The organism is Rhizobium sp. M1 (assembly GCF_002531805.1).
GTDB classification, from domain to species: Bacteria; Pseudomonadota; Alphaproteobacteria; order Rhizobiales; family Rhizobiaceae; genus Rhizobium; species Rhizobium etli_C.
In genome coordinates this window covers 188,618-201,416 of sequence record NZ_NWSW01000001.1, presented here as the reverse complement: position 1 = coordinate 201,416, position 12,799 = coordinate 188,618, and the positions used below count along the sequence as shown (strand labels likewise).

Below are 12,799 nucleotides of genomic sequence, written 5' to 3'. Positions count from 1 at the left end.
ACAAGGTGCCAAAGCGGGCTTTAGGAGTCGTTACGAGGCAGCGTTATTTTTTGGCTAACGGCCATGATTCGGCGAGACTAACCGCCGATAAAGTCATACGAATTCGCGATACGGTATACTTGCGCCTCCGCCCTCGGCACCTTGGACTGATTTGAATGCCGGGTTAGGGTCGGCGCGAAACGACAGCGGTGACCCATGGCAGCAAAGACGACCCTCAACGCGAAGAACCTGGAAGCTCTCGGCGCACCACGTCTCGCCGAACTGCTGATCGAAATCAGCACCGGCAGTGCCGCCCATAAACGGCGGCTTCGCATGGAACTGGCCGGCAATCAGGGCAGCACCGAGGTCGCGCGTGAGATCCGCAAGCGCCTCGGCAGCATCGCACGGGCGCAGAGCGTCATCGAATGGCATAAGGTAAAAACCGTCAATGGGGACCTCGAAACGCAACGATCCGCGATCGTCACCGTCGTGGCCGCCGACGATCCGAAGGAAGCGTTCGATCTCATCTGGCAATTCCTTGCCGTTGCCGATTCGATATTCCACCGATCCAACAGCAGCGACACAGCCTTCATCGAGACGTTCCACCAGGCGTGCGCCGATGCCGCCGTCATCGCCAGGTCCGCGGGGATCGGTATCGATGTCCTTGCCGACAAGGTCTTCACTGCCTTGCAGGATAATGACCACGGCCAATATGACCCGCTGATCGCCGAGATGGTTCCGGCGCTGGGCAAGGACGGTCTGGAACGGTTGAAGAGCCTGCTGATGCAATGGTCGAACGAACAGGAGGAGAAGCCTGCCGAGGCCGAGCGGGAGATATTCGGCTGGGGCGGCAATGGGCCAATCTACAAAGACGAAATCTACGCCAACCATCGGCGACAGACCGCACGCATCGCTCTGCAGGAAATTGCCGATGCCCAGGATGACGTCGATGCCTTCATCGCCCATCAGCCGGAGGAAACCTTAAGGGCGCCGACGGTCGCGGCAGAGATCGCCAGCCGCTTGCTTTCGGCGGGACGCGCCGAGGAAGCATTGAAGATTTTGGACGGCATCGATCAGCGGGGGTGGTTCGAACTGCCTTTTGAATGGCAGCGCGCCCGCGCAGAAGCGCTCGACGCGCTCGGACGGGGAAAGGAAGCGCAGGCCTATCGATGGCAATGCTTCGAGCAGTCGCTGAACGGGGAGCACCTTCGCGCTTTCCTGCGAAAGCTCGCCGACTTCGATGATATTGAGGCCGAGGAAAAGGCATTCGCCTTCGCGCACGGCTATCCCGATGTTCATCAGGCCCTTGCCTTTTTCCTGGCCTGGCCCGCAGCTGCCGAGGCAGCCAAACTCGTCTCAAGGCGCCAGGCGGAACTGGATGGCAACCTCTACGAGCTGATGACGCCGGCCGCCGAAATGCTGCAGGAGAAACACCCGCTCGCAGCAACCATCGTGCTGCGGTCGATGATCGGCTTCGCCCTCGATTATGGCCGATCCAGCCGTTACAGGCATGCCGCGCGTCATCTGGCGGAATGCGCGTCGCTTGCGCCTCATATCGACGATTTCGGCAAGACCCAACCCCACGACGCTTACGTCAACGAACTGATCCGTCAGCATGGAAAGAAGCATGGCTTCTGGAGCTTGATGCGGTAGGCCGAATAGCCGATTCCACCAATGGAAGGACATCGCTATCAGGTGACTGACGCCCCCTATGCCGGGAGCAGGCAGCCACAAGCGTTCGGCATAAGACCCGTTCGGAACGAGGTTGTCATCCATGTCACAAGGACAGTTTGTTACTATGTCTTCGCTATGAAGTTGGGAAAACTGGAGCGGGCGAAGGGATTCGAACCCTCGACCCCAACCTTGGCAAGGTTGTGCTCTACCCCTGAGCTACACCCGCTCAATCCGCATCGGTCCGGGGTAGTCGTTGGACCGTGGGCGCCGCCTCGTGGCGACGGGCGCTATATGGCCTAACGGATTTTCAAATGCAACAGGGAAATGACGAAGAGACGAAGAAAAATTCGGGCGGTCGCATGAGGCCGGCGGAAAGGCCGCAAATGTGGGGGTAGCGCGTCGGTGGCGAAGATTGCCAAATGATGTGGACGGACTTAATCAGGACGCCTCGCTTTTCCTCGCCACCAACGGATTGCCCGATGCCCGAAAACACGCCCAAGACGAAAGACGATCTGTTCACCTTCCTCGACGGACTCGGCATTGCCCATAAGACGGTCGATCACGCGCCTGTTTTCACCGTGGCCGAATCGGTTGCTTTGCGCGATGAGATCCCCGGCGGCCACACCAAGAATCTCTTCATCAAGGACAAGAAGGACAGGTATTTTCTGCTGACCGTGGAGGAGAATGCCGAGGTCGACCTCAAGCAGGTGCACACCATCATCGGCGGCTCCGGCCGGGTCTCCTTCGGCAGGGCCGAGAAGCTCATGGAGTATCTCGGTGTCATTCCCGGCGCGGTCACCGCCTTCGGTGCGATCAATGATACGGCAGGAAATGTCACCTTCGTGCTCGATGCCGATCTGATGGCTGAAGAGGTCCTCAACTGCCATCCGCTCGCCAATGATGCGACCACATCGATTGCAAGCGGCGACCTCGTCCGTTTCATGGAGGCGACCGGACATAAGCCGCTTGTCTTGAAAGTGACGTCCTGACATACGATTTTAGCGCTACAATGATGCCGGCAGGATCGGCGCGGCGGGAGATACCTATGAGCGGCAGCAACAACCCCTATAACGGTTCCTTCGGAAATCAGATGTCGGCAACGGCAAGCTTCGGCGCTCAGGGGGCACCGGCGGCGGCCGGCAGCTATATCACCGACACGACGACGGCGAATTTCGGCAAGGACGTCATCGAGGAATCGCGCAAACAGCCGGTGCTGGTCGATTTCTGGGCGCCTTGGTGCGGTCCGTGCAAGCAGCTGACACCGGTTCTGGAGAAGGTTGTCAACGAGGCCAAGGGCCGCGTCAGGCTGGTCAAGATGAACATTGACGACCATCCCTCGATTGCCGGCCAGCTCGGCATCCAGTCTATCCCCGCCGTCATCGCCTTCGTCAACGGCCGCCCGGCCGACGGTTTCATGGGCGCGGTGCCGGAAAGCCAGATCACCCAGTTCATCGACCGGATCGCCGGACCGGCCGGCGCCGATGAGGCGGCCGAAATCGAGGCCGTCCTGACGGAAGCGGCGGAGCTGCTTGCCGCCGGCAACCTCAACGAGGCCGCGCAGCTTTACGGCGCCGTCATGCAGGCCGATCCCGAGAATGCCAAGGCGCTTGCCGGAATGGCCGAATGCATGATCGCCGCAAACCAGCATGAGCGGGCGCGCGAAACACTGACGGATCTGCCGGAGGAGCTCGCTAAAGATGCCGGCATCCAGGCGGTCTTGAAGAAGCTCGACCAGATCGAGGAGGCGCGCAAGCTCGGCGATCCCGTTGCGCTCGAGCGTGACCTGGCTGCCAATCCCGACAATCACGAAGCGCGGCTGAAGCTCGCCAAGATCCTCAATGTCGAAGGCCGGCGCGACGAGGCGGCCGAACATCTGCTTCAGATCATGCGCAAGGACCGCGGCTTCGACGATGACGGCGCGCGCCGCCAGCTGCTGCAGTTCTTCGAGGTCTGGGGTTTCAAGGATCCGGCGACGGTTGCCGCCCGCCGCAAGCTTTCGGCGATGCTGTTCTCCTAAGATTAGAATATCGGCCCTTGCGTTTTTAAGCGGGGGCACCACATTCTCGTCAGAACGGGCATGCCCGTTTACAAGAATGCGGGACGGTTTCATGCAAGTCGGTAATGCCAGATACCTGAAGCCGGGCGATCTGCCCGATGCCATCGCCGTCTTCCCGCTGCCCGGGGCCCTCCTCCTGCCGGCCGGACAGCTTCCTCTCAACATCTTCGAGCCGCGCTATCTGACGATGCTGGATGCGGCGCTTGCCGGAAACCGGCTGATCGGCATGGTGCAGCCGGCGCTCGGCGAACATGAGGACAAGGGGCACGAACCCAGCCTCGCCACCGTCGGCTGTCTTGGGCGAATCACCTCCTTCGCCGAGACCGGCGACGGGCGCTATATCGTGTCGCTGACCGGCGTCTGCCGCTTCCGGCTGCTGGAGGAGAAGGTGACCAGCTATCCCTTCCGCACCTTCCGGATCGCGCCCTTCATCGCCGACCTCTCGGCGGAGAACGAGGAGGAGGCGGTCGATCGCACAGCCCTGCTCACCGCCTTCAAAGCCTATCTCGATGCCAACAAGCTGGAAGCCGACTGGGAGAGCGTCGAGCGGGCGAGCAATCTGACGCTGGTCAATTCGCTCGCCATGATGTCGCCGTTCGGACCGGCCGAAAAACAGGCTCTCTTGGAGGCGCCCGATCTGAAGACGCGGGCCGAGACGCTGATCGCCATTACCGAAATCGTGCTGGCGCGGGTCTTCGGTGACTCCGACACGGTTCTGCAGTAAACTTCGGCCATGGACGAAAAACTGAGCCGCGTCGATCCGAAACTGCTGGAGCTCCTGGTCTGCCCGCTCTCCAAGGGCCGGCTTTCCTATGACCGCGAGCACAATGAGCTCGTTTCGGAAAAGGCGCGCCTTGCCTATCCGATCCGCGACGGCATCCCGATCATGCTGGTGTCCGAGGCGCGGCGCCTCGACGAGTAGCACTTTTCATCATTGTTTTTAGATCGTCTGGCCGGTCAGCAGGCGGGGGTTGTCCTTCGCCGTCGTTCCGGCCGCCTGGCCGATGAAGAAGGATTTGAGGCGCGGCAGCCGGTCGACAATGCCGAGACCGACATCGCGGGCGACGCGGATCGGCATTGCGTCGTTGGAGAAGAGCCGGTTCAGCACGTCGGTCGTCACGCCCATGCGGAAGGTGTCGAAGCGCCGCCAGGTCTGGTAGCGCTCGAGAATGTTGATCGAACCGATATCGAGGCCGAGACGATCGGCTTCCACGACGGTTTCGGCCAGCGCCGCCACATCCTTGAAGCCGAGGTTCAAACCTTGTCCTGAAATCGGATGGATGCCGTGGGCGGCGTCGCCGGCAAGCGCGAAACGCGGGGCGACGAAGGCGCGGGCGAGCGTCAGGCCGAGCGGAAAGGCGCGCTTGTCGCCGATGACCTTCAGCGCCCCGAGCTTGTGGCCGAAGCGGCGTTCCAGTTCCTCCTCGAAGACCAGCTCGTCGGCGGCGACCAGCCGGTCGGCATCATGCGTGCGCTCGGTCCAGACCAGCGAGGAGCGGTTGTTCCTGAGCGGCAGGATGGCGAAGGGGCCGGCCGGCAGGAAATGCTCCTCGGCGCAGCCTTCATGCGATCGCTCATGTTCGACGGTCGCGACAATGCCGGACTGGCCGTAGTCCCAGGTGACGGTCCTGATGCCGGCGAGATCGCGCAGCTTCGAGCGCACGCCGTCGCAGGCAACCACCAGCCGCGATTCCAGCGTGCTGCCGTCCGAAAGCATGACGGTGGCATGGCTGTCCTCAGTTTTGAGCTCCGTCGCGCCAAGCCCGTGGCGGATGTCGATGCCGAGTCGGTCGCAGGCGCCGCGCAGGGCCGCGACCATGGCGACATTCGGGATCATGTGCGCGAAGGGCCGGCCTTCGGCCACTTCGCCGTCGAAGGTGAGGAAAATCGGGCGCACGGGGTCGGAGGTTCTCGAATCGGTGACGATCATCTTGGTGATCGGCTGAGCTTCCGGCTTGATCTCGTTCCAGATGCCGAAGATTTCGAGCATCTTCACCGCGGCGGCGATGACGGCGGAAGCGCGCGTGTCGTTCTTCCACGCATGCTCGGGTGCGGCCTCGACCACCGAGACTTTCAGATGCGGTGCTGCCTGCTTGACCGCAACGGCAGCGGAAAGGCCGACATAGCCCCCGCCCACAACCAGCATATCAAGCATCACGCCGCTCCCGTACCTTGTGCCTCAGATGTGATCTATATAGATCATCGCCACTTCACTTCCTACCGCCGGGAGGCATACAAAATGACGCGCGAGATATCAGGGCCCTCGGCGATGGAGAGGCTGCTTGCGACGCTCGACCTGGAGCCGATCGAGGTCGACATCTTCCGCGGCCGCAGTCCTCAGGCCGGCTGGCAGCGGGTCTTCGGCGGGCAGGTGATCGGCCAGGCGCTGATGGCGGCGCAGCGCACCATCGAGGCTGAGCGTTTCGTCCATTCGCTGCATGCCTATTTCATGCGGCCCGGCGATCCCGCGGTGCCGATCATCTATCAGGTGGAGCGCATCCGCGACGGATCGAGCTTCAATACCAGGCGTGTCGTCGCGATCCAGCACGGCCGGGCGATCTTCGCGCTGTCGGCCTCTTTCCAGCTGGAAGAGCCGGGCTTCGACCACCAGATCGCCGTGCCCGAGGTACAGATGCCGGAGGCGCTGCTCGGCGAGCAGGAGATCAAGGAACAGTATCTCGCGCATGCGCCGGAGGCGATCCGGGCATACTGGCAGCGCGAGCGGCCGATCGAGATCCGCCCTGTCTCGCTGACCCATTATTTCTCCGACAGGAAGCTCGATCCCAGGCAGGACGTCTGGGTGCGGGCGACCGGGCCGGTTCCCGACGATCGGCGCTATCAGGCGGCGGTGCTTGCCTATCTCTCCGACATGACGCTGCTCGATACGTCGCTTTATGCGCATGGCACGTCGATCTTCGATCAGAGCCTGCAGGTGGCGAGCCTCGATCATTCCATGTGGTTCCATCGGCCCTGCAAGCTCGACGACTGGCTGCTCTATACGCAGGATAGCCCGTCGGCCTCGGGCGCCAGGGGGTTGACCCGCGGCAGCCTGTTGACCCGCTCGGGCGTGCTGATCGCCTCCGTCGCCCAGGAGGGTTTGATTCGGAAAAAGGCAAATGATTAAATAGTGTGCATATTTGCAAATTTGCGTGTTATTTGTGCGCTTATTGGCCAATCATTTGCCTGTTTATTGGTGCTGTTTCACAAATTCTTTATATTTCAATAAGTTACACCACGTCTCGAATCTGGCACGTCCTTTGAATGTATATCGCCGGTCGCTGTTCAGGAACGTCAGCGGCAAGGAGAGTCGGCTCCGCGCCGAGGATAACGAAGGATGGGAAACCAGATGAAAATTGTGATGGCTATTATCAAGCCGTTCAAGCTCGATGAGGTCCGCGAAGCGCTTACGGCGATCGGCATTCAGGGCCTGACCGTGACCGAAGTGAAGGGCTACGGGCGCCAGAAGGGACATACCGAAATCTACCGCGGCACCGAATACGCGGTCAGCTTCCTGCCGAAGCTCAAGATCGAAATCGCCGTTGCATCCGAACTCGTCGACCGGGCCGTCGAAGCCATCGCGGCGTCGGCCAAGACCGGCCAGATCGGTGACGGCAAGATTTTTGTCTATTCGATCGACCATGCCGTGCGCATCCGTACGGGCGAAACCGATTCAGAAGCGCTGTAAAGAACGGCAGACCAAGGAGCTTTTTTCAATGTCAATCTCGAAGTTTTCCTCCACCTTTGCGCGGGTTTGCGCAGCAACGGCTGCGCTTCTGGCGCCGGCCGTCGCTTTTGCCCAGGAGGCAGCGCCTGCCGCTGCTGCCGCCGCTGCTCCTGCTCTGACGATGGACAAGGGTGACAACACCTGGATGCTCGTCTCCTCGGCGCTCGTCCTGCTGATGACCATCCCGGGCCTCGCGCTTTTCTACGGCGGCCTCGTGCGCGCCAAGAACATGCTCTCCGTGCTGATGCAGGTCTTCATGATCACGGCCGTCGTGTCGCTGCTCTGGGTAACCTACGGCTATTCGCTCGCCTTCACCGATGGCGGCTCGCTGAACAGCTTCGTCGGCGGCTTCTCCAAGGCGTTCCTTGCCGGCGTCAACACCTCGTCGCTGGTCGAGACCTTCTCGAAGGGCGTCGCCATTCCCGAATACACCTTCATCGTCTTCCAGATGACCTTCGCCTGCATCACGCCCGGCCTCATCGTCGGCGCCTTCGCCGAGCGCATCAAGTTCTCGGCCGTCATGCTCTTCGTCGTGCTGTGGGTCACCTTCATCTACTTCCCGATGGCGCATATGGTCTGGTTCTGGGGTGGCCCGAGCTCCTACACCTCGCCGGCCGGCCTGATCTTCTCCTACGGTGCAATCGACTTCGCCGGCGGCACGGTCGTTCACATCAATGCCGGTATCGCCGGCCTCGTCGGCGCCATCATGCTCGGCAAGCGCACGGGCTATAAGAAGGAAATCATGGCTCCGCATTCGATGACGCTGACCATGGTCGGCGCATCGCTGCTGTGGGTCGGCTGGTTCGGCTTCAACGCCGGCTCCAACCTCGAGGCCAACGGCTACGCATCGCTTGCGATGATCAACACCTTCGTTGCGACGGCTGCCGCCGCCGTCTCCTGGTGCATCGTCGAAAGCCTCGCCCGCGGCAAGGCTTCGATGCTCGGCGGTGCTTCCGGTGCCGTCGCCGGTCTCGTCGCCATCACGCCTGCGGCAGGCTTTGCCGGCCCGATGGGCTCGATCGTTCTCGGCCTGGTCGTCTCGCCGGTCTGCTACTTCTTCGTCGACGTCGTGAAGAACAAGTTCAACTACGACGACAGCCTCGACGTCTTCGGCGTGCATTGCATCGGCGGCATCATCGGCGCTCTCGGCACCGGTATCCTCGTCAACCCGGCGCTGGGCGGTGCAGGCATCGTCGACTATTCGACGGCCGATTTCGCCGCCACCTATTCCGGCACCGCAACTCAGGTCCTGAACCAGGCAAAGGGCGTCCTGACGACGCTGCTGTGGTCGGGCATCGGTTCGGCGATCCTCTACAAGATCGTCGACGTCGTCGTCGGCCTGCGCGTGAGCGTCGAGGCCGAGCGGGAAGGTCTCGACCTTTCGACCCACGGCGAAGCCGCATATCACTCGTCTTGATCAAGGGGTTTGCGGCGCCCGGCAGAAGGGCGCCGCTTCACGGCCCGTCGCGGTCTATCTAGAGCTTTTCCGGGTTAGACCCGGAAAAGCTGTCATAGACCGCATTCGGCCCGGACCTCTCAAGGTTCGGGCCTTTTTTTTGGTTTCCTGTTCGGAATGCACGTCCAGCCACGCATGGTTAACATCGCTTTAACCCGGCTCTGGTTAGGTAGAGCGGACGCATTTTGGCATGGCGAAGCTTCGGTGATTCGCCTGCCCTCAGGCATTGGACGGGTTAGACACATGGCAAGAAGCACGTCGCCGGCGATGGATGGCCGTCCGGATCGGTTCTCCTTCTCGGCATTCATGCTGCGGCAGATCCAGGCGCTCATCGGCTTTGCGATCTTTCTGTTGCTGGCGTTCTGCGTCGCGGCGCTGGCGACATGGAACGTCGCGGATCCTAGCTATTCCTACGCCACCGCCAACCTGCCGACGAATATCCTCGGCTACAGCGGTGCGGCCTTTGCCGATATCGTCATGCAGTTCCTCGGACTTGCCAGCGTCGTTTCGATGCTGCCGATCGTCGCTTGGGCGCTGACGATGATCTCGGGCCGCCCCTTCAGCCGCATTCCCGCCCGCATCGGCGCCTGGCTTGCCGGTTCGGTTTTGTCCTCCGCCGTCATCGGCTGTTTCCCGCCGCCGCTTACCTGGCCGATCCCGAACGGCATCGGCGGCGTCGTTGGCGATATGATCCTGCGTTTTCCCGCGCTCTTCGTCGGCGCCTATCCCACCGGCACCTTCGCCATGGTCGTCGGCTGCATCTTTGCGGTGCCGACCGCCTGGATGATGCTGTTTGCATCGGGCCTCGTCGGCCGCAGCGAAGCGGATGACGAAATCGAGGACGATTACGTCGAGACAACAAGCAAGGCGCGGGTCGTCGGCGATGAGGACGAGGAGGACGAGTCGCGCTGGGTCGCTTTCAGCGGCGCGATGACACATGCCTGGTACATGAGCCAAGGGCGGCTGCGCCGGCTCTTCGGCATGGGACCGCGCAAGCGGCGCCAGGGCGATTTCGAATCGCCCTATGATTTCAACGATGATGAGTTCGGCACGCTGAACGAACCGGTCCGCGCCAAGGCGCCCGCCGTGCGCGGCGAGCGCATGGAACCGTCGATGGAGCCTTCAATGGGGGCAAGGGCGGCTTCGCCGCGGCGCGTCGTCGCCGCACCGTCGCTTTCCATCGACGACGAGGATGAGGACGACGATCCGCCTTTCGATACCGATATGCCGCCGCGCCCGGCCGATATCCTGCCCGACGACGATGACGACGACTGGATGATCCGCGCACCGGCGAAAGCCGCAGGCAAGCCGGAGCCTCGCGTCGTGCCCGCGGCCGCACGGCCGAAACCCGGCGCCCGTGTCGAGCGTGAGGCGCAGGGTTCGTTGATTCGGCCCGAGGGTTTTCAGCTGCCGTCGATGCACCTGCTCGCCGAACCGAGGAACGTGGTGCGCGATTCGACGCTGTCGGCCGACGCGCTGGAGCAGAATGCCCGCATGCTTGAGGGCGTGCTCGAGGATTTCGGCGTCAAGGGTGAGATCATTCACGTCCGTCCCGGCCCCGTCGTCACCCTCTACGAACTGGAGCCGGCGCCCGGCATCAAATCGTCGCGCGTCATCGGCCTTGCCGACGATATCGCCCGCTCGATGAGTGCCATTGCCGCCCGCGTCGCCGTCGTGCCGGGCCGCAACGCGATCGGCATCGAGCTGCCGAACCAGACGCGCGAGACCGTCTTTCTGCGCGAATTGATCGCTTCCCGCGATTTCGACGGCAGCAAGGCCAAGCTTGCCATGGCGCTCGGCAAGACGATCGGCGGCGAAGCCGTCATCGCCGACCTCGCCAAGATGCCGCACCTGCTCGTCGCCGGCACCACCGGCTCGGGTAAATCGGTCGCCATCAATACGATGATCCTGTCGCTGCTCTACCGTATGACGCCGGAACAGTGCCGGCTGATCATGATCGACCCGAAGATGCTGGAACTCTCCGTCTATGACGGCATTCCGCATCTGCTTTCGCCTGTCGTCACCGATCCGAAGAAGGCCGTCGTCGCGCTGAAATGGACCGTGCGCGAGATGGAAGAGCGCTACAAGAAGATGTCGAAGATCGGCGTGCGCAATATCGACGGCTTCAACACCCGCGTCGAGCAGGCCTTGTCCAAGGGCGAGGCGATCTCGCGCACGGTGCAGACCGGCTTCGACCGCCATACCGGCGAAGCAATGTACGAGACCGAGGAGTTCGACCTCAGGCCGATGCCCTATATCGTCGTCATCATCGACGAAATGGCCGACCTGATGATGGTCGCCGGCAAGGATATCGAAGGCGCCGTCCAGCGTCTGGCGCAGATGGCGCGCGCCGCCGGCATTCATGTGATCATGGCGACGCAGCGCCCGTCGGTCGATGTCATCACCGGCACGATCAAGGCGAACTTCCCGACCCGCATCTCCTTCCAGGTGACCTCGAAGATCGACAGCCGCACCATCCTTGGCGAACAGGGCGCAGAACAGCTGCTCGGCATGGGCGACATGCTCTACATGGCGGGTGGCGGACGTATCCAGCGCGTGCACGGCCCGTTCGTCTCTGATGTCGAGGTCGAAGAGATCGTCTCCTACCTGAAGACACAGGGCTCGCCGCAATATCTCGATGCGATCACCGCCGATGACGACGAGGATGGCGACTATGGCGGCGGTGGCGGCGGCCCTGCCGGCACGTCGAACCTTTCGGACTCGGAAGATCCCTATGATCAGGCCGTCGCCGTCGTGCTGCGTGACGGCAAGGCCTCGACCTCCTATGTGCAGCGCCGGCTCGGCATCGGCTACAACCGCGCCGCCTCGCTGATCGAGCGCATGGAGAAGGAGGGCATCATCGGGCCGGCCAACCATGCCGGCAAACGCGAAATCCTCGTTCCCACAGAAGACGACATCCTCGACCGCTGAGATAACAGCCATATATTTCAGATATGGCCGCTTTTGCGGAAACCCGATCGCAGCAAAGCCGTTACCTCTCGCGGGCCGATCGCAATGCCTTGAAGACGCCGCCTTTCGGCAGCATGCAGATCGCATAAAGGAGATTTAGATGCGTAACTCCGATTCCTTCCTCTCCGGCCTGACGATGACGCGGCGCGATCTTCTCGGCGCTTTCGGCCTGGCTGCGATGGCAAGCGCCATTCCCTTCGGTGCTCTCGCGCAGGCGGCGGCGCCCGCCTCCGGCACGGCGCAGGCGATTGCCGACCATTTCTCCGGCGTCACGACGATGCAGGGCGAATTCGTGCAGTTCGGCCCGCGCGGCGAGCAGACCGGCGGCAAATTTTTCATCCAGCGCCCCGGCAAGCTGCGTTTCAACTATGACGACCCATCGCCGATGCGGGTGATCGCCGACGGCAAGAATGTCGCCATCGGCAATACCAAGCTCAAGACCTGGGATCTCTATCCGCTCTCCAAGACCCCGCTCAGCCTGTTGCTGGCCCAGCGTATCGACCTATCGGCCGGCATGGTGAAGGGCGTCAAGGAAGAGTCGGACCTGACGACGATCGCGCTCGGCAACAATACGGTGTTCGGAAACTCGACCATCACCATGATGTTCGATCCGAAAACCTATGACCTGCGCCAGTGGACGATCACCGACAATCAGGGCAAGGACACCTCGGTGATGATCTTCAACGTCAAGACAGGCGTGCAGTTCGATGATCGCGTCTTCCGGGTTCCCTATGAGAGCATTCCCGGCACGGCAGCTTCACGCGACTAGAACAGGATGATTTTAGGCCCGGTCGGCCTAAAATCTGAATCCTGTTCTAAATTAAAGAGTTAGCGCATGATGTCGCCCGAAAACCGCTTACACTTTTCGGCATCATGCTCTGAGCCTTTTCGGTTGATCTCCTGACGCTTTTGCACGCGGCCCGGTTCCCTCCGGTCCGCC

General features: G+C 62.0%; 11 protein-coding genes and 1 tRNA gene. 10 read left to right on the top strand and 2 right to left on the bottom strand.

The features are described from left to right. Positions 1 to 195 precede the first annotated feature (195 nt). Entirely contained in the window at positions 196 to 1,632 is a 1,437-nt protein-coding gene (locus tag CO655_RS01055) for a DUF6880 family protein (RefSeq protein WP_097663514.1), read from the top strand. A 172-nt stretch (positions 1,633 to 1,804) separates the two neighbouring features. Here the strand turns inward: CO655_RS01055 and CO655_RS01050 are convergent. Continuing rightward, positions 1,805 to 1,879, bottom strand: a tRNA-Gly gene (locus CO655_RS01050). A 253-nt stretch (positions 1,880 to 2,132) separates the two neighbouring features. On the opposite strand from CO655_RS01050, the gene CO655_RS01045 reads away from it, so the two are divergent. From CO655_RS01045 to CO655_RS01030, 4 genes are all read left to right on the top strand, one after another. Continuing rightward, entirely contained in the window at positions 2,133 to 2,642 is a 510-nt protein-coding gene (locus CO655_RS01045) for a prolyl-tRNA synthetase associated domain-containing protein (RefSeq protein ID WP_097663513.1), read from the top strand. 56 nt (positions 2,643 to 2,698) lie between these two features. After that, positions 2,699 to 3,670 carry a thioredoxin gene (gene trxA / locus CO655_RS01040; protein WP_097605890.1) on the top strand — a complete coding sequence of 324 codons (972 nt, stop codon included), beginning with the start codon at positions 2,699 to 2,701 and terminating at the stop codon, positions 3,668 to 3,670. 76 nt (positions 3,671 to 3,746) lie between these two features. Continuing rightward, positions 3,747 to 4,433 (top strand): LON peptidase substrate-binding domain-containing protein, encoded by a 687-nt coding sequence (locus tag CO655_RS01035; RefSeq protein WP_176539198.1) that lies wholly within the window; start codon positions 3,747 to 3,749, stop codon positions 4,431 to 4,433. Positions 4,434 to 4,442: 9 nt separating this feature from the next. Continuing rightward, the gene (locus tag CO655_RS01030) at positions 4,443 to 4,631 is read left to right on the top strand and encodes a Trm112 family protein (RefSeq protein ID WP_010034724.1); all 189 of its coding nucleotides are present in this window, start codon (positions 4,443 to 4,445) and stop codon (positions 4,629 to 4,631) included. Between the two features lie 18 nt (positions 4,632 to 4,649). Here the strand turns inward: CO655_RS01030 and CO655_RS01025 are convergent, their stop codons facing one another. Next, positions 4,650 to 5,864, bottom strand: coding sequence for a ubiquinone biosynthesis hydroxylase (locus CO655_RS01025; protein WP_097663512.1), 1,215 nt, complete (start codon positions 5,862 to 5,864; stop codon positions 4,650 to 4,652). Positions 5,865 to 5,948: 84 nt separating this feature from the next. Here CO655_RS01025 and tesB point away from each other — a divergent pair, with 84 nt between their 5' ends. The 5 genes from tesB (at position 5,949) to CO655_RS01000 (ending at position 12,628) form a co-directional block, all read left to right on the top strand. Continuing rightward, the gene (gene tesB / locus CO655_RS01020; protein WP_097663511.1) at positions 5,949 to 6,833 is read left to right on the top strand and encodes an acyl-CoA thioesterase II; all 885 of its coding nucleotides are present in this window, start codon (positions 5,949 to 5,951) and stop codon (positions 6,831 to 6,833) included. Positions 6,834 to 7,043: 210 nt separating this feature from the next. Further along, positions 7,044 to 7,394, top strand: coding sequence for a P-II family nitrogen regulator (locus CO655_RS01015; protein ID WP_003543684.1), 351 nt, complete (start codon positions 7,044 to 7,046; stop codon positions 7,392 to 7,394). A gap of 28 nt (positions 7,395 to 7,422) precedes the next feature. Next, entirely contained in the window at positions 7,423 to 8,850 is a 1,428-nt protein-coding gene (locus tag CO655_RS01010; RefSeq protein ID WP_097663510.1) for an ammonium transporter, read from the top strand. 282 nt (positions 8,851 to 9,132) lie between these two features. Next, positions 9,133 to 11,820, top strand: a complete 2,688-nt coding sequence (locus CO655_RS01005; RefSeq protein ID WP_097605893.1) for a DNA translocase FtsK — start codon at positions 9,133 to 9,135, stop codon at positions 11,818 to 11,820. A gap of 139 nt (positions 11,821 to 11,959) precedes the next feature. Further along, positions 11,960 to 12,628, top strand: a complete 669-nt coding sequence (locus tag CO655_RS01000) for an outer membrane lipoprotein carrier protein LolA (RefSeq protein WP_097605894.1) — start codon at positions 11,960 to 11,962, stop codon at positions 12,626 to 12,628. The last annotated feature ends 171 nt before the right edge of the window (positions 12,629 to 12,799 follow it).